The 21,532-nt window shown below is 68.1% G+C and carries 21 protein-coding genes and 3 pseudogenes; 15 read left to right on the top strand and 9 right to left on the bottom strand.

Annotation, left to right across the window (positions count from 1 at the left end; translation table 11 throughout):
• The gene (locus tag C2R22_RS07295; protein ID WP_103425168.1) at positions 1-1,146 is read right to left on the bottom strand and encodes an acyl-CoA dehydrogenase; all 1,146 of its coding nucleotides are present in this window, start codon (positions 1,144-1,146) and stop codon (positions 1-3) included.
• Between the two features lie 175 nt (positions 1,147-1,321).
• Between C2R22_RS07295 and C2R22_RS07290 the strand changes: the two genes are divergently transcribed.
• Together C2R22_RS07290 and C2R22_RS07285 are read left to right on the top strand one after the other, a co-directional pair.
• Complete coding sequence (locus tag C2R22_RS07290; protein ID WP_103425167.1) at positions 1,322-2,398, top strand: phytoene/squalene synthase family protein; 1,077 nt, start codon at positions 1,322-1,324, stop codon at positions 2,396-2,398.
• A gap of 124 nt (positions 2,399-2,522) precedes the next feature.
• A complete protein-coding gene (locus C2R22_RS07285; protein ID WP_103427606.1) occupies positions 2,523-2,876 on the top strand; it encodes a hypothetical protein in 354 nt (117 codons plus the stop codon).
• A gap of 97 nt (positions 2,877-2,973) precedes the next feature.
• Here C2R22_RS07285 and C2R22_RS07280 read toward each other — a convergent pair whose 3' ends face one another.
• Both C2R22_RS07280 and C2R22_RS07275 read right to left on the bottom strand, forming a co-directional pair.
• Entirely contained in the window at positions 2,974-3,315 is a 342-nt protein-coding gene (locus C2R22_RS07280; RefSeq protein ID WP_216824809.1) for a DUF7410 domain-containing protein, read from the bottom strand.
• A 17-nt stretch (positions 3,316-3,332) separates the two neighbouring features.
• Positions 3,333-4,652 carry a hypothetical protein gene (locus C2R22_RS07275; RefSeq protein ID WP_103427604.1) on the bottom strand — a complete coding sequence of 440 codons (1,320 nt, stop codon included), beginning with the start codon at positions 4,650-4,652 and terminating at the stop codon, positions 3,333-3,335.
• A gap of 190 nt (positions 4,653-4,842) precedes the next feature.
• Here C2R22_RS07275 and C2R22_RS07270 point away from each other — a divergent pair, with 190 nt between their 5' ends.
• On the top strand, positions 4,843-5,700 hold the full coding sequence (locus C2R22_RS07270) for a cytochrome c oxidase subunit 3 (protein WP_103425166.1): 858 nt from the start codon (positions 4,843-4,845) through the stop codon (positions 5,698-5,700).
• Between the two features lie 208 nt (positions 5,701-5,908).
• On the opposite strand, the gene C2R22_RS07265 is transcribed toward C2R22_RS07270, so the two are convergent.
• Both C2R22_RS07265 and C2R22_RS07260 read right to left on the bottom strand, forming a co-directional pair.
• Positions 5,909-7,063 carry a sensor histidine kinase gene (locus C2R22_RS07265; protein WP_103425165.1) on the bottom strand — a complete coding sequence of 385 codons (1,155 nt, stop codon included), beginning with the start codon at positions 7,061-7,063 and terminating at the stop codon, positions 5,909-5,911.
• Positions 7,064-7,209: 146 nt separating this feature from the next.
• Complete coding sequence (locus tag C2R22_RS07260; RefSeq protein WP_103425164.1) at positions 7,210-7,428, bottom strand: hypothetical protein; 219 nt, start codon at positions 7,426-7,428, stop codon at positions 7,210-7,212.
• 195 nt (positions 7,429-7,623) lie between these two features.
• On the opposite strand from C2R22_RS07260, the gene C2R22_RS07255 reads away from it, so the two are divergent.
• The 3 genes from C2R22_RS07255 (at position 7,624) to C2R22_RS07245 (ending at position 10,996) form a co-directional block, all read left to right on the top strand.
• The gene (locus C2R22_RS07255) at positions 7,624-7,983 is read left to right on the top strand and encodes a hypothetical protein (RefSeq protein ID WP_103425163.1); all 360 of its coding nucleotides are present in this window, start codon (positions 7,624-7,626) and stop codon (positions 7,981-7,983) included.
• A gap of 24 nt (positions 7,984-8,007) precedes the next feature.
• Positions 8,008-8,256 (top strand): CDGSH iron-sulfur domain-containing protein, encoded by a 249-nt coding sequence (locus C2R22_RS07250; protein ID WP_103425162.1) that lies wholly within the window; start codon positions 8,008-8,010, stop codon positions 8,254-8,256.
• Positions 8,257-8,383: 127 nt separating this feature from the next.
• Positions 8,384-10,996 carry a DUF7527 domain-containing protein gene (locus C2R22_RS07245; protein ID WP_103425161.1) on the top strand — a complete coding sequence of 871 codons (2,613 nt, stop codon included), beginning with the start codon at positions 8,384-8,386 and terminating at the stop codon, positions 10,994-10,996.
• A gap of 61 nt (positions 10,997-11,057) precedes the next feature.
• Here C2R22_RS07245 and C2R22_RS07240 read toward each other — a convergent pair whose 3' ends face one another.
• Complete coding sequence (locus C2R22_RS07240) at positions 11,058-11,363, bottom strand: hypothetical protein (RefSeq protein ID WP_103425160.1); 306 nt, start codon at positions 11,361-11,363, stop codon at positions 11,058-11,060.
• Positions 11,364-11,593: 230 nt separating this feature from the next.
• On the opposite strand from C2R22_RS07240, the gene C2R22_RS07235 reads away from it, so the two are divergent.
• Positions 11,594-12,925 (top strand): adenylosuccinate synthase, encoded by a 1,332-nt coding sequence (locus C2R22_RS07235; protein WP_103425159.1) that lies wholly within the window; start codon positions 11,594-11,596, stop codon positions 12,923-12,925.
• A gap of 12 nt (positions 12,926-12,937) precedes the next feature.
• Here C2R22_RS07235 and C2R22_RS07230 read toward each other — a convergent pair whose 3' ends face one another.
• Complete coding sequence (locus C2R22_RS07230; protein ID WP_103425158.1) at positions 12,938-13,327, bottom strand: group I truncated hemoglobin; 390 nt, start codon at positions 13,325-13,327, stop codon at positions 12,938-12,940.
• A 100-nt stretch (positions 13,328-13,427) separates the two neighbouring features.
• On the opposite strand from C2R22_RS07230, the gene C2R22_RS07225 reads away from it, so the two are divergent.
• The gene (locus C2R22_RS07225; protein WP_103425157.1) at positions 13,428-13,613 is read left to right on the top strand and encodes a methytransferase partner Trm112; all 186 of its coding nucleotides are present in this window, start codon (positions 13,428-13,430) and stop codon (positions 13,611-13,613) included.
• A 135-nt stretch (positions 13,614-13,748) separates the two neighbouring features.
• Complete coding sequence (locus C2R22_RS07220; protein ID WP_103425156.1) at positions 13,749-14,330, top strand: DUF7524 family protein; 582 nt, start codon at positions 13,749-13,751, stop codon at positions 14,328-14,330.
• Positions 14,331-14,336: 6 nt separating this feature from the next.
• On the opposite strand, the gene C2R22_RS07215 is transcribed toward C2R22_RS07220, so the two are convergent.
• Complete coding sequence (locus tag C2R22_RS07215; protein WP_103427603.1) at positions 14,337-15,434, bottom strand: DR2241 family protein; 1,098 nt, start codon at positions 15,432-15,434, stop codon at positions 14,337-14,339.
• Positions 15,435-15,942: 508 nt separating this feature from the next.
• Between C2R22_RS07215 and C2R22_RS07210 the strand changes: the two genes are divergently transcribed.
• From C2R22_RS07210 to C2R22_RS07200, 3 genes and pseudogenes are all read left to right on the top strand, one after another.
• Positions 15,943-17,142 carry an outer membrane lipoprotein-sorting protein gene (locus C2R22_RS07210; RefSeq protein ID WP_103425155.1) on the top strand — a complete coding sequence of 400 codons (1,200 nt, stop codon included), beginning with the start codon at positions 15,943-15,945 and terminating at the stop codon, positions 17,140-17,142.
• A gap of 63 nt (positions 17,143-17,205) precedes the next feature.
• Positions 17,206-17,576 (top strand): annotated as a pseudogene (locus C2R22_RS07205) (ArsR/SmtB family transcription factor).
• Between the two features lies 1 nt (position 17,577).
• Positions 17,578-17,888 (top strand): annotated as a pseudogene (locus C2R22_RS07200) (DUF7521 family protein).
• 28 nt (positions 17,889-17,916) lie between these two features.
• Here C2R22_RS07200 and C2R22_RS07195 read toward each other — a convergent pair.
• A pseudogene (locus tag C2R22_RS07195) lies at positions 17,917-18,794 on the bottom strand (CbiX/SirB N-terminal domain-containing protein).
• Positions 18,795-18,915: 121 nt separating this feature from the next.
• Here C2R22_RS07195 and C2R22_RS07190 point away from each other — a divergent pair.
• The 3 genes from C2R22_RS07190 to C2R22_RS07185 all read left to right on the top strand — a co-directional run bounded on the left by C2R22_RS07190 (position 18,916) and on the right by C2R22_RS07185 (position 21,241).
• The gene (locus tag C2R22_RS07190; RefSeq protein WP_103425154.1) at positions 18,916-19,422 is read left to right on the top strand and encodes a DUF7523 family protein; all 507 of its coding nucleotides are present in this window, start codon (positions 18,916-18,918) and stop codon (positions 19,420-19,422) included.
• A gap of 77 nt (positions 19,423-19,499) precedes the next feature.
• Positions 19,500-20,060 carry a protoglobin domain-containing protein gene (locus tag C2R22_RS26200; RefSeq protein ID WP_245902919.1) on the top strand — a complete coding sequence of 187 codons (561 nt, stop codon included), beginning with the start codon at positions 19,500-19,502 and terminating at the stop codon, positions 20,058-20,060.
• On the top strand, positions 20,039-21,241 hold the full coding sequence (locus C2R22_RS07185) for a methyl-accepting chemotaxis protein (protein ID WP_245902917.1): 1,203 nt from the start codon (positions 20,039-20,041) through the stop codon (positions 21,239-21,241). The genes C2R22_RS26200 and C2R22_RS07185 overlap by 22 nt, the downstream gene beginning before the upstream one ends.
• The last annotated feature ends 291 nt before the right edge of the window (positions 21,242-21,532 follow it).

Here is a 21,532-nt window from a genome sequence, read left to right as displayed (position 1 = left end):
TCAGGAGTCCAGCACCTGGTCGCCGATCGTGTTCCGGAGGATTTCGGACGTCCCCTCGTAGATTTCGTTGAGCTTCGCGTCGCGGTAAAAACGCTCGACCGGGAAGTCCTTCGTGTAGCCGTAGCCGCCGTGTATCTGGATGGCCTCGTTCGCCACCTCTCTCGAAACCTCTGAGGAGTAGAGCTTCGCCTGGGCGGCCTCCTTGATGTAGGATTCGCCGCGTATCTTCCGGTCCGCGGCCTTGTGCATCAGGAGCTTCGCCGCCTGCACCTTCGTGTCCATGTCCGCCAGCTTGTGTTTGATGGACTGGAACTCGCCGATGGGCTGCCCGAACTGCTCGCGGTCGTTCGCGTACCGTTTCGCCTCGTCCAGTGCCGCGCGGGCGATGCCGACACCGCGTGCGGCGATGGTGATGCGGCCGCCGTTGAGCGTCTTCAGCGCCTGGACGAACCCTCGTCCCTCCTCGCCGATGAGGCGGTCCGCGGGGAGGCGCATCTCGTCGAACCGCAACTCTGCGGTGGGACAGCCCTTGTCGCCGAGTTTGTGTTCGGTGCCCTCGACGTGGAAGCCGTCGTCCTCGTCGGGGCGGACGACGAACGAGGAGATGCCCCTGTTGCCGGCCTCCTCGTCGGTCTTGGCGAACAGCGTGACCGTGTCGGCGACCGATCCGTTGGATATCCACAGCTTCGACCCGTCGACGACGTACTCGTCGCCCTCGCGCTTCGCGACCGTCTCCATCGCGGGCACGTCCGAGCCGGCACCGGCCTCCGAGAGCGCGAACGCGCCGATGTCGGTGCCGATGTTCAGCGGTTCGAGGTACTCGGTCTTCTGGGCCTCGCTCCCGAACTCGTAGAGCATGTTCCCCGCGAGCGAGGTGTGAGCGGCGACGATAGTGCCGAGGCCGCCGCTCCCCCGCGATATCTCTTCGAGGCCGATGGCGTACGAGTGGTAGTCGAGGCCCGCTCCGCCGTACTCCTCCGGGAAGGGCATCCCCATCAGACCGAGGTCGGCCATCTCGTCGATGAGGTCGTGGGGGAACTCGTCGGTCTCGTCGATCTCCGCGGCGCGCGGCACGATCTCCTCGTCGACGAACTCCGCGACCATGTCCCTGATCTGTCGCTGCTCCGTGGTGAGAGCGAAGTCCATACCCGCGCTTCGAAGCTCTGTGGCTTGAATGTTGGCGCGGAGCGAGCCGAACCCGACGGTGACGCCGTGTCGACGCCGTCTTCTAGCGACTCAGCCGCTGAAACACCGGAACGCGAAAACTGGCCGAGGTCCCACGAGCTTTTTATGCTCCTGTCCCTACATCCCGCTATCTCGAATGTCTAGACACGTAGACCGTCCGCCGGGAGTCGACGCCGACTTGGAGTGGTGTCACGAAGCGGTACAGGGCGTCTCACGCACCTTTGCCCTGACCGTGGACGTGCTCGAAGAGCCCATGTCGTCGTACATCTGTGTCGGCTATCTCGTCTGCCGCATCGCCGATACCGTGGAGGACGCCGACGACATCCCACCCGAAGAACAGGCGCGCCTCCTCCGTCTCTACGACGCGGCGCTCGACCCCGAGGACGAGACCACCATCGAGGCGTTCGTCGAGAACGTCGAGCCGTACCTCCCTCCCGAGGAGGAGCGCTCGGACGACTGGAGCGTCGTCGCCCACTCCCCGCGCGTGGTCCGCACCTTCGAGGGCCTTCCCCACGACGTCCGCGAGGCGGTCACGCCGCCCGCGCGTGAACTGGTCCAGGGCATGGCGATGTTCGTCGAGCGCTACGCCGAGAAGGGTGGACTCCGCATTCAGTCCCGCGAGGAACTGGAGGAGTACTGCTACTACGCCGCCGGCACCGTGGGCAACCTCATCACGAACCTCCTCACCCGCGGCGACGTCGCCTCCGAGCGCCGCGCGAAACTGTACGAGACCGCGGAGGAGTTCGGCCTCCTCCTCCAGTTGGTGAACATCGCGAAGGACGTCCGCGACGACTACGAGGAGGAGAACAACGTCTACCTCCCGGCGGAGTGGCTCGCCGAGGAGGGTATCACCCAAGACGACGTCCTCGAACCGGACAACGCGTCGGGCACCGCTGCTGTCGTCGAGCGCACCGCCGACCACGCCACGGGCTACCTCGACGACGCCCAGACGTACCTCGAGACGGTCCCGCTCACCGACGGCAACACGCTCGCCGCGTGGGCCATCCCGTTCCTCCTCGCCGTCGGCACCCTCCGGGAACTGCTCGCCCGTCCCGAGGACGCCGTCTCGTCGAAGGGCGTGAAGATATCCCGACAGGAGGTGTTCGCCGTCGTCGGCGCGATGACGAGCAACGCCGGCCGGGAGTCGCTCGCGGAGCTGAAAGAACTCATCTACCGCCAGCCGTACCACGTCGCGCGGACGAGCGCGGACTGAAATCCGAACGTCGTATCGACCACGGGTCGAGCCTCTCCTCGACCAGGTGGGTTCTCTCGTCGTGGGAGCCACGAACGGGGGTTATCCCTCCGGGCAACGACGGTACTAGATGGGAGGAGAGAAGATGACACACGCCGACAGCGGTCCGGCGGGCGGAGAAGACAGGCGAGACGCGGCCCTCGACGCGATTCCACCGATCGAACGGGTCGTTTCAGATGGGCGTCTCCGTATCACACGGCGGTTCCACGGGCTGACGCTCGAACAGGCCGTCCGGTATCTCGAACACCTCGGCGGTGAGCGACGCGACGAACGGACCGTCGAGGGAGCGGGGTGGCGGGCACGCCTCACCACGAGCAAGGCCGCCGTCGGACCGTCGTACAGGCTCACGGAAGTGACCGTGACGTGGACCGGCGAGGAGGCGGTCGTCGACCCGCTCGTTCGGCGGTTCCAGCGCAAGGCGTTCCGGGCGCCGGGATAGTCGTCGAGCACGCGGCGTCGCTCGCCGAATACTCGAGGCGTGGCTGGAACTCGTTACGGCCGGAGTCGCGTCTCGAACGTGCTGTCCCGCGTCCCGCTCACGTCACCACGGCGAAGACGAACAGGAAGCCGAAGTACAGGAGCACGAGGAGGCCGAGCGCGATGATCCGAAACCGTCGGAGCGACGCGTTCTCGTCCTCGTAGGCCGCCTCGAACGCCTCGCGCCCTTCGTCGGTCAGAACGCCCTCGTGGGCGAGTCCGTGGTGGAGCGTGCGGTACGACTCGGTGGCGAACGGCCGGCCGCAGTAGTCACACCGATAGACGGGAGCCTCCGCAGGCACGGCCGTCTCGACGTCGGTTCGCTGGGCGACGCTGATCGCGTCGCTCGGGTCGGCGGGCGAGTCCGGTTCGGTCGAAGGGGATGGCGTGTTCGTGGACATGTGTCTCGGTGTGTCGATCAGGACGACAGGAACGGCGGGGTGACGAACGGTTCGGCGACGACCCAGAGGCTCACCATCGTGTACGCGATCATGACCGCCGTGACGCCGTACTGGCTACGGACGGCCTGGAGCCGACTCGGGAAGAGGTCGTACGCGGTCGCGTGGGCGACCCAGACGGCGACCAGGTGTCCCAAGAGGACGAACGCGAGGTCGAGCGCGGTGAACCAGCCGGGGACGACCAGCACGGTCGGGTTCACCGGCGGCGACAGCGGCGCGGCGAGCACCTGTAGGAACGTCGGCGCGAGCGTGAGGACGGTGCCGAGGTTGTGCGCGAGGTGGTAGCCGGCGGCGATGGGCAAGAGCGCCGGCGCGAACCGCCGGGCGAGTTCCGTCGGGGTGAGGTAGGTGTCGCAGGTCCGCCGTGCGACGGCCGTCGCGAGGCGGTACGCGAGAAGGAACAGGCCGAACCCGCCGAGGTACGCGCCGAGGTAGACGCCGGTGGGAGGGACGCCGACGCCGACGACCGTTCGGGCCAGCCCCGCCCAGAGGCCGGTGCTGACGAAGCCGTCGTAGGTCGTCACGAACAGGACGGCGACGACGAACGCCACCTCGTCGGGGCCGGTGACGAGTCGCGTCTCCGAGAGCGCCGACCCCGGAAGCCGAAGCCGGAACCCGTTCTCGGTCCGTTCGACGGGCGCGACGCGCCCGTAGTACGCGAGCGCCCGCGAGACGGGGTCGACCGTCGAGAACCACCGCTCGGGGGTGAAGACGACACAGCCCGCGAGGGTGACGACCGTGTAGGCGACGATCACCCATGCCAGCAACCGGGGGTCCTCCGCGAGCGGGGAGGTGACTTCGAGCCACACCAGCCCCAGGAGACCGAGAACGCTCGGCCACGCGCCGAGGTGCTCGGGGTACGAACGATCGAGCGACGGGAGGAGGGAGGCGAGCGTCCGAAACGGGTTGACGCTCGGCCAGGAGTTCCCGACGAGATACGTCGAGGCGAGGTACGCGCCCCACCAGCCGACCCAGACGACGAGGATGGCGAGGTTGCGGGTGGGCGTGTCCGGGCCGACGAAGCCGAGGACGACCACCGCGACGAGGGCGGCGACGCCGACGACCTGACCGACGCGAGCGAGGAGACGAGAGGGTGCCGGCAGCGCGCGGCGCCACGCGTGGATGCCGGCGATGAACACCCGGTCGGTGACGAAACTCGCCAGCAGGAAGGACGCGCCGACGACGCCGCCGCCGGTGAGCAGAAAGAGCCAGGTCGGGACGGCGAGCGACTCGCGGGCGGCCCCGCGGACCGCACCGCCGTGGGCGGCCGCGACGCCCATCGCCGCGACGAAGGCGACGAGCGAGACGCATGCGACGAGCGCGGACGCGACGAGCCGACGTGGGGGCGAACCGCCGGACGCGACGCGCGAGGGACGCTCCATACGCGCGGTTGGGGGTGGGGGCAAGAGTAGGTTGCGACTCGGCGGGCGTTTGGGTGGATTTTTACCAGTCGAATCGTAACTGCCGGCTATGAGTCTGGAAGAACACGACGACCACGGCCACGGTGGCCACCACCTCCCGGCGGTCGAGGACTGGCCGCGGGGGTTCGGTGAGGCTAGCTGGTGGCCCTTCGTCACCGCGCTCGGCGGCGCGGGCATCTACATCGGTGCCGCGCTGTACATCATGGCACAGGGAGAGAGCGCCATCGTCGGCCCGATGGTCGGCCCCGGCGTCGCCGTCGGCTCCATCGGCCTGTTCCTCGTCGGCATCTACGGCTGGCTCTACCACGCCTTCGTCGTCCACTTCTGGGACCGCGGCATCGACCACCACTCCGAGACCAAACTGCGGTGGGGCATGATCGCCTTCTTGGGCTCCGAACTCGCTACGTTCGGCGCCGTGTTCACGTACTACTTCTTCATCCGTGCGGGGACGTGGCCGCCCCAGGAGTTGCCACACCTGACGAGTTCGCTCGTCATCGCCAACACCGCGCTGCTGGTGGCGTCTTCGTTCACGCTCCACTGGGCGCACGTCGCCATCCGCAACGAGAACCGCCGCAACTTCATCCTCGGCCTCGCCGTGACGCTGCTCCTCGGAATCGTCTTCATCGGCGGGCAGGTGCTGGAGTACTACGAGTTCATCGTGCGCGAGGGGTTCACGATTACCTCGGGCATCTACTCGTCGGCCTTCTTCGGCCTGACGGGCCTGCACGGTCTCCACGTCTCGCTCGGCGCGGTCATCCTCGGTATCGTCTTCGTTCGTGCCCTCTTCGGGCAGTACTCGGCGGACCGGCACGTCTCCGTGTCGACCGCCTCGATGTACTGGCACTTCGTCGACGTCGTCTGGATCTTCCTCGTCGTCGTGCTCTACGTCGGCGCGGAAGTCGCATAACGAGTCCTCGTCGGTTCGATTCGGTTCGATTCAGTTCGATTCGGTTCGATTCGGTTCACTCGCCGAACACTCGACCGCCTCGACCAGTGACGGACTCGGGAAGCCGCGCCGAACGGAGCGTGGGGTCCCCGACGTGATCTCGTTGGTATCCGCATCGGGAACTCGGCAAGCGGTGGGTGACGCGCGACCCGTCTCGACAGGGCGAACCCTATCCCGTACTCGCGCCCGTCACCTCGAACCGGGCGCCACCGCTGTCCCCCGCCGTGATCGTGAGCGTCCAGTCGTGGGCGTCGACGATCTGACGAACGATGCTGAGACCGAACCCGGTGCCGTCCGGGGTCGTCGAGTATCCGGGGGAGAGCACCAACTCGCGCTCGTCGGGGGGAATCCCCGGACCGTCGTCTTCGACGTAGAACCCGTCGGCGAGTGTGCCGACGCGGACCGTCGCCGCGGAACTACCGTGGTGGATAGCGTTGTGGAACAGGTTCTCGAACAGGCGAGTGAGACGGCTCGGGTCGCCGCTGACCGTGGCTCCGTCCAGTTCGACCGCCAGCGTCGCCTCTTCGGTCTGTACCATCTCCCATGCCGCCGACACGCACGTCCGGAGGTCGACACACTCGGGGGCGGTGACCGGTTCGTCGAGGCGGGCGAGGAGGTTCAGATCGTCGATGATGTGCTCCATTCGCGCGTGAGCCGCGTCGATGCGGTCGACCGCGTCTTGGACTCCCTCCTGCAGCAAGGCGAGTTGGCTACTGGCGACGCTCAGTGGGTTCCGGAGGTCGTGGGCGGCCAGTTCGGCCACGTTGCGGAGCTGTTCGGGTCGGTCTGCCGACCGGGTCGGTCGCTCCCGTGTGACGAGTTCGTAACTCACCCACTGTGCGAACATGTCGACGAGCAGCGCCTCCCGGTCGGCGATCGGCTCGTCACGGGGATTCGAACTCGCGAAACAGAGGGTGCCGTAGATCCCGTCGGTCGTTTCGACGGTCGAACCGACGTAACTGCCGAGTTCGAACACCTCGTACGCCGGGTCGTCCCCCCATCCGTCCGAGAGTGCCTCGTTCACACGGAGCCTCCCGTCGGCCTGCGCGATGGTCTTCCGGCAGTAGGACTTCGAGAGGGGGCACGTCTGGCCGGGCTGGAGCAGTTCGTGGCTCCCGTGTGCCCTGACGATCTCCTGTGTGTCCTCCGCCGCGTCGACGTGGGTGAAGAACCCGTAGGGAAGGTCGAATCGGTCGCTCTCGGACGTCAGCAGTCGATCGAGCTTCCGCTCGAACTCGACGGACGGATCCAGACACCGTGTCCACAGCTCGTGGACGTAGTCGAAGCTGTCGGTGGCCCCTCCCTCGGTGACCGGATGTGTCATGATGTGCAGTCCTCACTGGGACGATAACATGTTCGAGAGGTAATAATTCTGGAGGTGCACAGCGTCACGGCCGCGTCGACTCGTGTGCGAGACGCCGGGGTGTGCGCTCGACTCGCCCGTCGCGTGGAGTCCGACCGCGCGCGCTCTCACCCGACGCGTTCGTTGAACCGGTTGACGTCGCGGTCGGGAACCGCGACGACGAGCGTGTCGCCGCGGGGCGTGAACTCGCAGATGACGACGTGGTCCGTGAGCGCCGTCGACGTGGGCGGCGCGGTGCGAAGCGACTCCTCGACGAGCGGGATCAGAAAGAGCGGGAGCGTCGTGAAGATGAGCGCCACGCCGGTGCACTGCATGACCATCATCATCAGGACGAACAGGCCGTCCGTCGACCAGCGAGAGGCGCCCCCGCCGTAGCCGGTGGTGGTGAACGGCTCGACGACGACGCCGAGATAGACGAGGACGCGCCGACGCGCCTCGGTGAGGGCTCCGTCGGCGCGGCCTGCGACGTGTCCCGGCCTTCGACCCCAGGAGAATAAAAGCGCACCGTCCCATCGGGGAGCATGACCGACAGCGGGAGTGCGAAGCGGGACGCCGCGCTGACGGGCGTCGTCCTCGTCGTCGTCGCGGGCGCGGCGTGGGCCGTCGAGGCACCGGTCACGCCGGCGGCGCTCGTGGTCGGGGCCGGCGCGACGGTCCTCGCCGAACTCCTCCTGTCGCTTCGTGCGGAGTGGGTCCGCGCCGTCTGGCGTCGGCGAGAGGTGCAGGCGGCGGCGGTCCTCGTCGCCATCGCCGGCGGGGTCGGACTCGCGCTTCTCGTCGGCTCGTGGGTGCTCGCGGCGCTCGTCGCCGCGCTGCTCACCTACCTCGGGTTCCTCGCCGCGAGCGCGGCGTGGTCGACGGCGAAGGGCGGAAACGACTAACCCGCTGGTGGTCCACGTGCGTCTGTGTCACGAGAGGTCACCCACGACGCTGACGGACCGTACCGGCTCACCCCCGAGGACATCGACGAGAAGTACGGCGACGTCGCCGTCTGTCAGTGTGGGCTCAGCGAGACCCGCCCGTTCTGTGACGGCTCGCACAACAGAGTCGAAGGCGAAGAAGAGGGCGTCCGGTACAAGTACGTCGACGGGGAGCGACGCGTGGTCGAACTGACCTACGTCGACGACGAGAACGACGACTCCGGCGAGGGGTGAGTCCGACGAGAACGACGAGTCCGACCGCACCACACAGACGCGGGGCGAGCCACAACGGTGGGTGTGGTTATCACGGTCGAGAGGCCGGGGGAAAGTATTTCACGCGTTTACCGCGATACTGTGCCAAATGGACGAAGAAATCGTCGACAGAGTGACCGGGTGGGAGCCGGTCACGGGGGCGGCGGCCGCCGACCTCCAGTCGCTCGCCCGCGGCGGGTTCTCCGGTGCGGCGACCGCGGGTCTCGCGTGGGCGTTCCTCCTCAACGGCCGTGTCGTCGGACTCTTCGACGGCGGCCTCGACGACTTCGAGGGGGGCGACCTCACCGCCTACAGAGCGCCCGACCCCGCGCTCCCGCTGCTCTTCGCGATGCAGGAGACCGGCGGCGAGACGCGCGGGAAGTACTACTCCGAGGAGACGTCGCTCCGCGAGGTCGACCGGACGCTCTCGTCGGGCAAGTTCACCGGTTACGTCGAACTCTCGGAGAACGTGCTCTCGGGCGACTACTACGTCGTCTACCACGGCGGGCGGTCGATGAGCGTCGCCTTCGTCGGCACGAGCGGACGGCTCGTCACCGGTGACGAGGCGTTCGACCTCGCCGACGACGAGGTGGGTATCTTCGCCGTCAACGCGGTCGAGGTCACCGTCACCGACCTCCCAGAGGCCGAATCGGACGCTGTCGCGGCGGGAAGCGTCGCTGACGACGGTGACGAGAACGAGGACGCGGACGCCGACACCGACGAGGACGCGGGACCGTCGGATACCGGACAGGAGAGCGTGACGTTCGGCGCGAGCGATGCGGCGGACGGCTCTCCGGAAGCCGCCGCCGGCGCGTCCGACCCCGACGCGCCCGACCCCGACTCCGACCGCTACGACGGGCTCACGGGGGACATGGGAATCGGGCTCGGCAGCGGTTCGGACGACACGAAGGAATCGACCGCCGACGCCGACGTTGACGACGCCGACGTCGAGTCGGCGAGCGCCGTCGAGAGAGAGAGCGTCGTCGCGGAAGACGACGGAACGGACGCGGGTGGCGTCGAGGTCGACGTCGATGCAGCCGACGTCGACGAGAACGAGGACACCGACACGAGCGGCACTGACGCGAGCGGCATCGACGCGGACGAAGAGCCCGGAGCGGTCGATGCCGACGTCGAGGCCGATGAGGACGACGGCGTCGGAGCGGACAGCGAGCCGACGGCGGTCGGCGCACCGACCTCGACGGAGGCCGGCGCTGAATCACCGCCGGAAGACCACCGCGACGGAGCACTGGACGAGGACCGCACGGACGTCCAGGACGGGGACGAGCCGAACATCGAGCCGGAAGGACCCGAGCGTACCCCCGCGACGAACGGGGAGTCACCCGACGGACCCGGGGAGGAAGCGTCGGCAGCCGACGCGGAGACGACCCCCGCGGCGACGAGCGAGTCGGAGGCGGACGAAGTGGGCGGGAGCGGCGACGACGGTGCCGACACGGACGACGGTGCCGACACCGACAGCGTCGGCGACAGCGACACCGGCGACTCCTGGTCGGTCGTCGGTCGGGGCGAGGGCGGCGTCTTCTCCGCGGAGCGGCAGTGGCAGCAGACGAAGCGCATCCCGGCGCTCTCCCCGGAGGACTCCCTCGGGCGCGAGGAGGGGACGGCGACGGTCGGCGGGGTCGACGTCGAGACACACGACCGGCAGGCCGCGGAACGTGCGGAGCCGAGCGAGGCGTCGACGTCGGCCGACGGCGACGGTCCGGCCGCGGACACCCCCGACGAGGACACGACGGCCGAAACGACTGCCCGAACGGAGGAGGTGACCGACCAGCAGGCACGAATCGAACGGGTTCGGGCCGAGCGGGACGAACTCGCGTCGGCGGTCGAGTCGCTCGAATCGGAGGTGACGGGGCTGGAGTCGGAGCTCGAATCCGTCACACGCGAGCGCGACCGTCTCAGAGCGCAGGTGGCCGACCTCGAATCGGAGCTGGCGAGCCTCCGCGAGGCGGCCGAGCAGGAGGAACGCGACGCGCAGCGGCTGTCGCCCGCCGCGGCACGCGAGGGGACGAACCTCTTCGTCCGCTACCGGAGTAAGGGGAAGCCGACGTTGAAGAAGGCGCAGGCCGGCGAGGCCAAGCAGAAGGAAGTGGTCGAGAACCTCCGACTCGAGTACCACACGACGTTCGACAGCGAGCGCGCGACCGTCGACGGCGAGCCGTACGAGACGTTCCTCCGCGGCACGACGGAGTGGGGGTTCACGGAGTGGGTCGTCGAGGAACTCCTCTACGAGATCGGTCGGTCGGGACACCGCGTCGACCTCGCGCCGCTGTTCGATGCGATCCCCGAGATCGACCGCATCGAGTTCGACGGCACCGTCCCGGTGACGGTCGACGACGAGGAGGGCGGAGAGAGCCACGAGAGCCGGGCGTTCGACCTCGTCTTCCGGGACTCGATGGGCGACCCGCTGTTCGTCGTCGATGTCGACACGACCCGGGACGCGACCACGCAGGGGATGGTCGGATCGCTCATCGAGGGGGCGCGGGCGGTCGGCGGAACGAAGGACACCCTCGGCGGCGCCTTCTACGTCTCGACGTCATTTTTCGAGCCCGGCGCGCTCGACGCGGTCGGGGAGGCGACGAAGAGCGGCCTCCTGAGCCGGAGTTCGAAGAAGAGCTTCGTGAAGCTCTCGCGGAAGCAGGGCTATCACCTCTGCTTAGTCGAGGCTCGCGACGGCGAGTTCCACCTGACCGTCCCGGAGCTATGACGGAGCGGTGGCTCCGCTGAGCGGACATCGAGCGAACCAGAGAACCAGTGTCGAAGGTGCGTTAGGACTCGATTTCGGCGGCGTCCTCGATCTTCATCGACTGGAGTTTCTGGACGATGTCGTCGAGCTTCTCGTCGAGTTCGTCGACGAACTCTTCGGTGCGTTCTGTCGTGATGGCACCCTGACTGGAGGGCTCGATGAGGTTCTCCTCTTCGAGGACACGCAGGGAGTACCGGACCTTGTGGTGCGGATAGCCGGTCTCGTTGGACATCTTGACGATGCCGATGGGTTCGTTGTCGATGACCATCTTCAACACCTGCAGATGCCGCTCCAACATGTCCACTTCCTTCTCGAGTCGATCTATCATGCCATTTGTTAACTTGTCTTTCGAGGTTTTAAACGTTGCCCTCGTCCCCGGAGGAAAACAGGTCAGTTGCACTCACACGGCACACCATGTTAACACTTCCGACGTGTGGTAACACGTCAGACGGCCGCCTTCTCAGCCGAACAGGGAGGCCGGGCGAGCGCGCCCGGCCGCCACCCCGGTCACGTGAACGGACCGTAACCGGTTTGACCCATCGAGGTAAAGCCGCGTCTATGACCGTCACGATTGTCGGCTCTCAGTTGGGCGACGAGGGCAAAGGCGCCCTCGTCGACCTGTGGGGCGGCGCAGCGGACGTCGTCGTCCGATACCAGGGCGGCGACAACGCCGGCCACACCGTCGTCGAGGGGGGCGACGAGTACAAACTCTCGCTCGTCCCGAGCGGCGCCGTCCGCGACAAGATCGGCGTCCTCGGCAACGGCTGTGTCGTCAACCCCCGCACCCTGTTCGACGAGATAGACACCCTCCGCGAGCGCGGCCTCGACCCGGACGTTCGGGTCGCCGAGCGCGCACACGTGATCATGCCGTATCACCGCCGACTGGACGGCATCGAGGAGGAAGTGAAGTCCGAGTCGGGCGACGAAGTCGGCACCACCGGGAGAGGCATCGGCCCGACGTACGAGGACAAGGCCGGTCGCCGCGGGATTCGTATCGGTGACCTGCTCGACCCGGACGTGCTCCGACGACGCCTCGAATACGTCGTCCCGCAGAAGCGCGCGCTGGTCGAAGGGGTGTTCGGCCTCGACGCCGACGAGGAGTTCGACGTGGAGGCGCTGTACGAGGAGTACCGCGAGGTCGGCGAGCGTCTCGCCCGGGAGGGGATGACGGTGAACTGTTCGAGGTTCCTCTACGAACGCCAGCAGGCCGGCGACGCGGTCATGTTCGAGGGGGCACAGGGAACCCTCATCGACATCGACCACGGGGGCTACCCGTACGTCACCTCGTCGAACCCGACCGCCGGCGGCGCCGCCACCGGGTCGGGTGTCGGCCCGACCGTCACCGGGCGCGGCGAGGTCGTCGGCATCGTCAAGGCGTACCTCTCGCGGGTCGGCAAGGGACCGATGCCGACGGAACTCGACGGCGACGAACACGAGGAGTCGCTCGCCGACCACATCCGCGAGAAGGGCGGCGAGTTCGGGACCGTCACCGGACGCCCCCGGCGCATCGGGTGGCTCGACATCCCGATGCTCAGACACGCCTCGCGGGTGAACGGTTTCACCGGCATCGCCGTCAATCACGTCGACGTGCTCGCCGGCCTCGACGAGGTGCGGGTCGGCCACGCGTACGAACTCGACGGCGAGGAGAGAGAGACCGTGCCGACGACGACCGAGCAGTGGGCGCGGTGTGAACCCGTCCTGAAGGAGTTCGAGCCGTGGCCCGAGGTCGACTGGACGGCCGTCGCCGAGGAGGGGTACGAGGCTCTCCCCGACGGCGCGCGCGAGTACCTCGACTACGTCTCACGGGAGGTCGGTGCGCCGGTCTACGCGGTCGGTGTCGGCCCGGACCGCGCGGAGACTATCGAACGCGCCGATCCCTTCGAACAGTAGAGAGCCGGCCGCTTACCGGTTCAGCACCGCCGGCTTGAGCGACGTTACCTCCCGGAGAACGGCCGCGCGGTCCGCGTCGCTCACGCCGTGGGCCGCGAGCGCCTCGTCGAGGTGGCCGGCGACCGCATCGAAGTCCGATTCGTCGAGGTTGAGGGTGGCGTGCGCCGCGCGCATCTCTCGCCCGCTGTAGTCCTCGGGACCGCCGGCGACGGCGGAGAGGAACGCGGTCTGGTGCGCTCGGAGGTCGTCCATCTCCATCCCCTCGAAGTAGTCGTGCAACCGTTCGTCCGCGAGCACGCGGTCGTAGAACGTCTCGACGACGGCCGCGATGCCGTCGCGTCCACCGAGTCGGTCGTACAGCGGCTCCGTCTCGTCGTCGCGCGTCGGTTCGTCCGAACCCATCGTCGGATGACGCGAGGCCGGCGACAAGTAGCTTGTCCCGAGCGCTCGTGAGTGAACCGAAGCCGCACGCTTTTTGTCGACACCCGCCAACGGGGAAACGATGAAAGAGTCACTCGTGGACATCCTCTGCGACCCGCTCGACAAGAGCGACCTCGAACTCCACGTCACGAAGCGGGAGGGAGACGAGATCATCGAGGGGAAGTTCGTCGGCACCGTCACGGGCGAGGAGTACCCCATCGAAGACGGCATTCCGGACCTCCGACCGCCGGACATGCGCGACGAGTGAGCCGACCTCGGACCGGAACGAGCCGAATCGGCGGGTTCGAGCGGGGAGGCGGGGCCGAGAACCGGCGACGGCACGGGCGGTCCGGGGGGAGTCCCGAGCCTGAACCTTTTTGCCCCCCCGAGCAGAGACACAGGTGTGCCAGCGTCGTTACCCGTCGAACTCAACCGCGGCCGTCTCCACGCCATCGAGGCACCCGTCGAGTTCACGAGCGACGGCTCCTTCTACGTCGACCTGTCGAACCACGGCGAGGGCGTCCACGTCCACCTCCACCTGGACGACGCGCTCTCGCGTGTCGCGCGGCTCGAAGAGAGCAACGTCTTCGTCGCCGGCGACACCACCTCGCGGGTCGACATCGTCGTCGACGACCGGCCCTCGGCACCCGTCACGGGACGGCTGCAGATGTCGACCGGGTACGGCGCCGAAACCACGAACGTCGACGTGACCGTCGAACCGACAGAAGAGCAGACGCGGACGGTCGCGGTCGACGAGTCGCTCTCGAAACCGAAGCCGAAGGAACCACAGCAGTCGGGAGTCGCGAGGACGCTCTCGTCGCTTCCCGGCCCGGACGCGCTCCCCTTCCTCGTCTTCGTCCTGCTCGCCGTCGCCATCGCGGTCGCTGCCGTCGTCTTCGTCGGCGGGGACAGCCCCGCGGTGCTCATCGGCCTCGGCGTCGTCCTCGGCGGAGCGGTCGCGGCGCTCGTCTACAGCATCAGGTGACCGGCTCTACTCCTCACGCTCGGTCGGCGTCCCCGCGAGGTTCCCCTCCTCGTCGAACAGTTTCGCGCGGAGGAACCGCGCCCGGAAGCGGTTCGCCCCGTCGGAGACGTCCGCCTCGCGAATCTCGTCGACCCGGCCGTCGGCCACCGCGTCGATTATCTCTTCGACCTGCTGCTTCTCCGACGGGGTGAGTTCGAACTCGTACGTCCGCGGCTCCTCGGATTCGAGTTTGGTCCACTTCCGCGCCGCGCTCACGACGACCGAACAGGGCTCGCGGCAGGGGAAGTGGCCGTCGCCGCCGTCGACGTCGAGATCAGTCGTAGAATCGTACTGCCACTCCCGCCGCTTGAGACACTGCGAGTCGTCGCAGGTCGCCTCCGCGACCCAGTCGACGTGCTCGTGTCCCTCGCCGCGGTCCCACGTCTTGACGACGCCGTACATTCCGGTCTGGCGCTCCATCGTCTCGCGCCAGTGGGTGACGTCCAGGTCGCCCTCGCGCTCGCGGTGCCAGTTCGGGACCGACGCGGGGTAGAACGCCTCGACCGTCTCGACGAGTGCCCTCGGGTCCAGGCCGGCGAACCGCCACCCGGTCTGCAGCGTGGGAGCGGCCTTCAGCGGGCGGTACCGGCCGCGGTCGTCGTGGGTGGCGAGGTCGCGCGCGTCGAGCGGGTCGTCGTAGGCGTCGAGAGTTAGGTCGTCCTTCGAGGTGTCGTCGACGTGGCGGACCTCGTACGCGCGCTCCCCGTCGTCTTCGAGAGCCGTCGTGATCGACAGTTGGCCCCACTCGGTCGTCACCCCGTCCGAGAGCGCGTCGTACCGCTCATTGACGCCGGCCGACGACCCCTCGGCGTCGGCGCCTTCGAGCCATCGGAGGAACGTCCACCGGGACGCCTTCTGCGGGGCGACCGCGTGCCAGACGTACCAGTTCGACACGTGGTTCGAGCCCAGGGCGACCTCGCGGAGGCCGGCCTCGTCGAGTCCGGCGCGTGCCTCGTCGGGAGTCTCGAAGGTGTAGCCGTCGGCGGTCGACTCGACGCGGAGGCCGTCGAACGAGATGCCGTCGGGAGCGGTGGCCACCAGCGCGTCCACGTGTTCGGCGCTCATGTTCGAGGGCAGGGGGTCGAACGGAAAAAGTCGGCCGGTTCGCCCCTGTCGAACGCGTTGCACCCGCCCGAAGGCCGCCGCCGTCGACGCGGCGAACACCGACGCCGCCCCCCGTTTTCTGAGCCGGAAACTCGGTTCCGGGATATATACGGTCGGCGTCCGTCCGATGAACCGCAGCGAGCCGTACGGTCTGGTGTGGCCGTGGGCCGGCCGTCGTCGCACGTCGGCGACAGTGACGGTCGGTCCTGACTCACGACGGACCGCATCGATCCCCGCTGGCGCTTCGCTGCACCCCCACCCCACCTCAGCCCTCCTCGTTCGTCACCCACGCCGGGAGCATCGGCGGTTCGTCACACGAGACCCGCCCCGGTGTCACGTCCTGTGACCGGTCCCGATGTCAGTCCCGCGACTGGACACCCCCGAGCGTGCGTCGCGCTTATGTGCGTTGCATCCCCACCACGTGTCGAGACGGGTCCACCCGGCCCGCCGACGGTGGAACACAGACGCCATGACTCAGTCAGGTTCGGCGACGCAGCGGGCGACCGTCTGCCTCGCACTGGTGCTCGTCGTCTCGCTGTCCGGCTGTGCGGGACTGACCGGTCCCGCGGAGCCACAGCCGGCGCTTCCGGGACCCGACGCGGCCGAGGAGCGCGCGGCGTCGCTCGAAACGATCAGCGCGACCGTGCGGACGGTCCAGTACACCGACGAGGGGACGGTCACGACCGTCAGCAGGGTGAAACACCGTGTCGACCCGCCGGGATACCGCAGCCGAACCCGCTCGGTGACGTCGAACACGAGCGACCGAGTGTTCGCCACGGAAGGACACCTGACGATATCGAACGCGACGACGTCGATCCTGTATCGGCCCGACGAGGAGACCGTCTCGTACATCGTCGACCCCGACAGAGAGACGGAGTCACCGTCCCTCGACATGCTCGCTGCGGCCCGCGAAAACGAGACGATTCCGCAGCCGACGCCGGGCATCCCGGCGCTTCCGCGGGCTCCGCAGGGGGACGACGCGGAAGGGAACGGGTCGACGTCGTACCGCGACCAGCTGGTCCGGGTCCGGTACAACGGAACCGAGACGGTCGACGGTCGCCGGACCTACCGGCTGGAGGTCGACCCCGTCTCGCAGAACGCGTCGCTCAAGGACCAGACGCTGTGGCTCGACGTGGAGCACCTCTACCCGCTCAAGCGCCACGTCGAGTTCGTCGCGTACGGCGACCGGTACGAGTACCACACGACGTACCGAAACGTGACGTTCAACGCCGAGTTCTCCCCGGGGACGTTCCGACTCGACCGTGACCGCCTCCCGGCGGACGTCGAAGAGACGTGGTTCCGGTCGTATGCCACGCGGGACGCCCTGGCCGAGAACGTCTCGATGCCGGTGCCCGACCCGTTCGTGCCCGAGGGATACGAACTCGACCGTACGAGCCATCGGTCCGGCGACGAGCCCACCGCGGTCTCGCTGGTGTACGAGCGGGAGGGGGACGAACGGTCGCTCCGAGTCTCGGTCGACGACGACGAGCGGTTCGTCTCGACCGACGGGGAGGCCGTCGAGGTCGGACCCCACACGGCGCGGCTGAACCGCCACGACGGCATCAACCGGATCGACTGGCGGGCGGACGGGTACGCCTACGCGGTCCAGGGACCGGTCGACAACGAGACGCTCGTCCGCATCGCCCGTTCGGTCGCGGCGACGAGTTAGGGTGGCTTCTGGCCGGGAAACTCGGAGACGCCATTTATTGTCGCCCCGCCCGGCAACCGAGTCGTGAGCGAAGACCCGGTGCTGGGCGACCTACTGGAGTTGCTCAGCGACGAGTACGCCCGGGAAATCCTCGCGGCAACGAGCGTGAAACCCATGTCCGCAAACCAGATCGCCGACCAGTGCGGGATGTCCCTCCCCACGGTCTACCGACGGGTCGGCCGGCTGAAGGAGTTCGACCTGATCGAAGAACAGACTCGCGTCGAACCGGGCGGAAACGACTACAGCGAGTTCACCGCGACGTTCGAGGAGGTGTCCGTCTCACTCGACGAGGGGGCGTTCGAGGCGGTCGTCGAGCGGACGTCGGCGGAGTCGTTCCCGGGGCGGACGAGGCGGACGCCGCCGACCGGTTCCTGAAGATGTGGGAGGAACTCTGAGATGGTGGCGCTCACCCTCGTCGTCGAGTGGCTCATCCTCGCGCTGGCGTTCGGGTCGACCGTCGTGGGGAGCTACGTCGGCTACCAGGCGTACCGGGCTACCGACGCCACGACAATCGAAGCATGCGGGCGCTCTCCGTCGGCCTATTCTGTCTCACCGCCGTCGCCTTCGTCGTCGCGTTCGTGGGGTCGGTCCTGCTCAGACAGGGGCTGTTGCCGCTCTCGTTCCAGCAACCGCTGACGCTCGTCACTCGCGGGTTCCAGTTCGTCGGCGTCCTCCTCATCGCGTACTCGTTGCACGTCCGGTCGTAGCCGGATCGAAAGCGCGGTCGCTCTGCCCTCAGTCGTCCGCTACGACGCCCGCCTGCCGCGTCTCTTCTCGAACCCGCTCGATGGCGTCTCGCACGTCCGCACCCGCGTCGGCGGCGCGTTCGAGAACGACGTCGGCCATCAGGGGCTCGGTACCGACTGCTCCGGCGTACCAGATGCGGTGGCCGTCGACCTCGGCAGGGTGTCCCACCCCGTCCGGTAGTCGTCGGTGAGGCCCATGTCCTCGGGGATGTCCTCCTGGGTGTGGAAGCCGTCGGCGACGAACAGCGGGACGACGACGACGTCGTCGGCCTCGAAGTACTCCGTGACGTCGTCGATTTCGGGCTCCTCGTCCATGAACAGCGCCCGGACCTCGTCGAATCGGTCCATCTCCTCGACTCGCCGGGCGTGGTACTCGATGGCCTTCGCGGAGTTCTCGTTGCGCTTGGTGCCGTGACCGACGACGCAGAGGCCGAACCCCTCCCCGACGTTCGAGTCGCCGGTGACGGACTCGGCCCGGCGGACGATGACGTCCGTCATCGAGTCGTGGGTCCCCACGGGGCCGCAGTAGTGGACGGCCTGTCCCGTGTCCTCGGCCGTGAGCGTCACGTGCGTGGCGCTCGTCCCGTCGGAGTCCCACGACTCGGGGTCCCACTCTTTCAACCGCAGTTCGCGGGGGATGACCTGCTCGGTGAAGTACCCCTCGGAGACGAACAGCGGGACGACGTACACCTCCTCGGCGTCCACGGTTCGGAGGACCTCCCGGAAGGACGGTTCCTCCTTCCAGAAGCCGGTTCGGACCTCGTCGAACGCCCCCGCGGCGCGGATGGTGTCCGCGTGGTCGTACGTGGGCGTCGAGGAGTCGGGGTTCAGGTGCGACCCGTGTGCGACGATGACCAGCGCGCTCATGTTCGAGAGAGGGGACGGCGCGTCCTTATGGACTTCGGCTCCCGGTTCGTCGCGGGGCGTGCCGGGTCGACGAAGAGGGTGCCGTCGGCGGGCTTTTGCCGCTCGACGGCGAGGTCCGGGCATGTCCCTCGCAAGCGAGGCCCGCGACGCCGTCCGCAAGCGACCGATCCTCTACGACGCGCTCCGCACCGGCGTCGTCAACTACCGCGCCGCCGCCGACCGCCTCGACCTCGACGGCGACCCCGAGGCGGTGGCGACGGCGCTCCGACGCTTCGCGGCGGAACTCGACCCGCTAACGACCCGGTCGGTCGAGACGCCGGTCCGGATGCAGAGCGGCGTCAGCCTCGTCGAGGAAGAAGCGGTCGACATCGACCCGGACGACCTCGTGGTGGCCGTCGGGGGGAAACGCGTGGTCCGCGGCGGTGAGATGACCGCCATCCGCGCGTCCGGCGGCGTCGACGCGAGCGCCTGCAGGCACGTCCTCGCGTGCTTGGAGACGGCGTCGGTCGTCGTCGACTCTGTCGGTGCCGTCGCCGGCGACCTCGTCGTCGTGGTCCCGCGTCGACAGGGGGCGACGGCGCTCCGCGTCGTCGAGGACGCGCTCTCGTCGGTCCCGACCGCCGAGTGACCCGCCGGCGACGCCTGGGTTATCCGTATTGATACTACGGAACGTATCTTTATGCATCAACTGTCGCACCGAATCCTATGGCATCGCGAAACGCGATCGGGGACGGCGACCTCGGCGTCTCCGGCAGGGACCTCCTCGACGAACTCGGTATCGATCGGACGGAACTCCAGTGGCGAAAGGAGTTCATCGACTTCGACGCCGAAGACGAGCGACGGCTGGCCTCGCTGTCTCCCGTCGTCGACGAGAACCTCGACGCGCTGGTCGGGGCGTTCAACGACTACCTGTACGGCTACGACGAGACGCGGGCGATCCTCGACCGGTCCGACAACGCGGCGCTCGACGACCGCGAGTACATGAACCGGGTCGTCGGCGGCTACTTCAAATCGTTCGCCGGCGGGACGTACGACCTCGACTACTACGCCGCCCGGACGCGCATCGGTCGCCTCCACGACACGGTCGGCATGCCGCTGCACTTCTTCGGCGGGATGTTCGCCAACACGACCGGCATCGTCTTCGACGCGCTGAACCAGGCGGGGACGGACGCGGCGACGGAGGGGCTCAACCCGAGGCGGCCGCGCAGGTCGACGCGGCGTTCGACGAGGCGTTCGCGAACGCGATGGCCGTCGTGCGGGGGCTGAACCTCGACATGCAGGTCATCAACGACACCTACCTCAACTCCTTCGCCGAGGAGATGAAAGCCGAAATCGAGGAGTCCCGGGAACTGCGCTCGAACGTCGACGAGACCGTCGAGACCCTCCAGTCGGAGACGAACCAGACGGCGAAGGGCATCGCCGAGGTCGAGAAACTCGCCGCGAAGCAGGCGTCGAACACCGATCAGATCGCCAGCGAGGTCTCCCAACTCAGTGCAACCGTCGAAGAGGTCGCGGCGACGGCCGACGAGGTCGCCCGACAGACCGACGACGCGCGGAAGCAGGCGGCGAACGGCCGCGAGTTCGCCGAGGAGGCCATCGACGCGATGGACGCGCTCTCGGACTCGCGCGACGAGATCACGGACAAGGTGGATACGCTCGTCGCCACCATCGACGAGATCGACGGTATCGTCGAGATGATAAACAGCATCGCCGAGCAGACGAACCTGCTCGCGCTCAACGCGAGTATCGAGGCCGCCCGCGCGGGCGATGCGGGGTCGGGCTTCGCGGTCGTCGCCGACGAGGTGAAGGCGCTGGCGAACGAGTCGAAAGAGCAGGCCAGCCGCGTCGAGGGGATGATCGGCGACGTGACAGAACAGATCGAGGGGACGGCCGTGAACCTCGAAGACGCCGACGAGCACATCGACACCGGCGTCAACCGCGTCGAGGAGGTCACGGAGCGCCTCGACGACATCACCACCTCGGTCACGGAGGTGACAGACGGCATCGAGGAGGTCGCCCGCGCCACCGAGGAACAGGCGGAGATGTCCTCGGAAATCGCCCGGTACGTCGACACCGCGGCCGAGCAGGCCGAGGAGGTGTCGAGTCGGCTCGACGAGATGAACGACAGCGTCGCCGAGCAGGCCGAACGCGCCGTCGAGATGGACGACGCGGTCGAGAACATCCAGACCGAGGCCGACCTCGACTCGCTGGACCGGACGCGCGACGCGGCCGCAAACGGGGGGCGAACTCGTCCGCGTTCCGACGGCGGTGTCGACGTTTCCGCACCCACCGAACGAGAGCCCCGCGCCGAAACCGAAACCGGGTCGCGGTACGACACGCCCGACGGCCTCCCGGAGGGGATGCCCGACTTTGTGAAGGAGATGCTCGACGAGGAGACGAAGGCGAAGATCCGTCGCGGGGAACTCGACAGGCCCGACGGTCTCTAAGTCGGAGACTTCGGGCAGACCGTTTCGGTGCGACGGTGTAGTCGGTGGTGAGAAACAGGTGCGCGAAGGCTGATCGAGCGGGCGGAGAGAGCGACCGCGTGGCACACGGGCGCGGTGAGGCCACAGTCCTCCCCAGCCGATTCGCTCGTTCGCTCCGCTCACTCGCTCAACCCTCGCGCGTGAGGCGCGCTCCAGAGCGCGCGCCGTCACGCGCCACCGCTCCGGCTACTGCGGGCGGTCGGCACGTGAGAACGAGCGAATCGAGTGGACGCGCGAGGTTTTCGTGAGGGA

It is taken from the genome of Salinigranum rubrum (assembly GCF_002906575.1).
Taxonomy (GTDB): domain Archaea; phylum Halobacteriota; class Halobacteria; order Halobacteriales; family Haloferacaceae; genus Salinigranum; species Salinigranum rubrum.
This window is presented reverse-complemented; position numbering and strand designations above follow the sequence as displayed.

What these genes read in the sequence shown, in the direction of transcription:
- C2R22_RS07285 (WP_103427606.1), top strand. Translation starts at nt 2,523, where the DNA reads ATGACACACGCCGACAGCGGTCCGGCGGGCGGAGAAGACAGGCGAGAC.
- C2R22_RS07240 (WP_103425160.1), bottom strand. Translation starts at nt 11,363, where the DNA reads ATGATAGATCGACTCGAGAAGGAAGTGGACATGTTGGAGCGGCATCTG.
- C2R22_RS07275 (WP_103427604.1), bottom strand. Translation starts at nt 4,652, where the DNA reads ATGGGCGTCGCGGCCGCCCACGGCGGTGCGGTCCGCGGGGCCGCCCGC.
- C2R22_RS07270 (WP_103425166.1), top strand. Translation starts at nt 4,843, where the DNA reads ATGAGTCTGGAAGAACACGACGACCACGGCCACGGTGGCCACCACCTC.
- C2R22_RS07215 (WP_103427603.1), bottom strand. Translation starts at nt 15,434, where the DNA reads ATGAGCGCCGAACACGTGGACGCGCTGGTGGCCACCGCTCCCGACGGC.
- C2R22_RS07190 (WP_103425154.1), top strand. Translation starts at nt 18,916, where the DNA reads ATGTCCCTCGCAAGCGAGGCCCGCGACGCCGTCCGCAAGCGACCGATC.
- C2R22_RS07260 (WP_103425164.1), bottom strand. Translation starts at nt 7,428, where the DNA reads ATGATGATGGTCATGCAGTGCACCGGCGTGGCGCTCATCTTCACGACG.
- C2R22_RS07245 (WP_103425161.1), top strand. Translation starts at nt 8,384, where the DNA reads ATGGACGAAGAAATCGTCGACAGAGTGACCGGGTGGGAGCCGGTCACG.
- C2R22_RS07235 (WP_103425159.1), top strand. Translation starts at nt 11,594, where the DNA reads ATGACCGTCACGATTGTCGGCTCTCAGTTGGGCGACGAGGGCAAAGGC.
- C2R22_RS07295 (WP_103425168.1), bottom strand. Translation starts at nt 1,146, where the DNA reads ATGGACTTCGCTCTCACCACGGAGCAGCGACAGATCAGGGACATGGTC.
- C2R22_RS26200 (WP_245902919.1), top strand. Translation starts at nt 19,500, where the DNA reads ATGGCATCGCGAAACGCGATCGGGGACGGCGACCTCGGCGTCTCCGGC.
- C2R22_RS07185 (WP_245902917.1), top strand. Translation starts at nt 20,039, where the DNA reads ATGGCCGTCGTGCGGGGGCTGAACCTCGACATGCAGGTCATCAACGAC.
- C2R22_RS07290 (WP_103425167.1), top strand. Translation starts at nt 1,322, where the DNA reads ATGTCTAGACACGTAGACCGTCCGCCGGGAGTCGACGCCGACTTGGAG.
- C2R22_RS07210 (WP_103425155.1), top strand. Translation starts at nt 15,943, where the DNA reads ATGACTCAGTCAGGTTCGGCGACGCAGCGGGCGACCGTCTGCCTCGCA.
- C2R22_RS07265 (WP_103425165.1), bottom strand. Translation starts at nt 7,063, where the DNA reads ATGACACATCCGGTCACCGAGGGAGGGGCCACCGACAGCTTCGACTAC.
- C2R22_RS07230 (WP_103425158.1), bottom strand. Translation starts at nt 13,327, where the DNA reads ATGGGTTCGGACGAACCGACGCGCGACGACGAGACGGAGCCGCTGTAC.
- C2R22_RS07280 (WP_216824809.1), bottom strand. Translation starts at nt 3,315, where the DNA reads ATGTCCACGAACACGCCATCCCCTTCGACCGAACCGGACTCGCCCGCC.
- C2R22_RS07225 (WP_103425157.1), top strand. Translation starts at nt 13,428, where the DNA reads ATGAAAGAGTCACTCGTGGACATCCTCTGCGACCCGCTCGACAAGAGC.
- C2R22_RS07255 (WP_103425163.1), top strand. Translation starts at nt 7,624, where the DNA reads ATGACCGACAGCGGGAGTGCGAAGCGGGACGCCGCGCTGACGGGCGTC.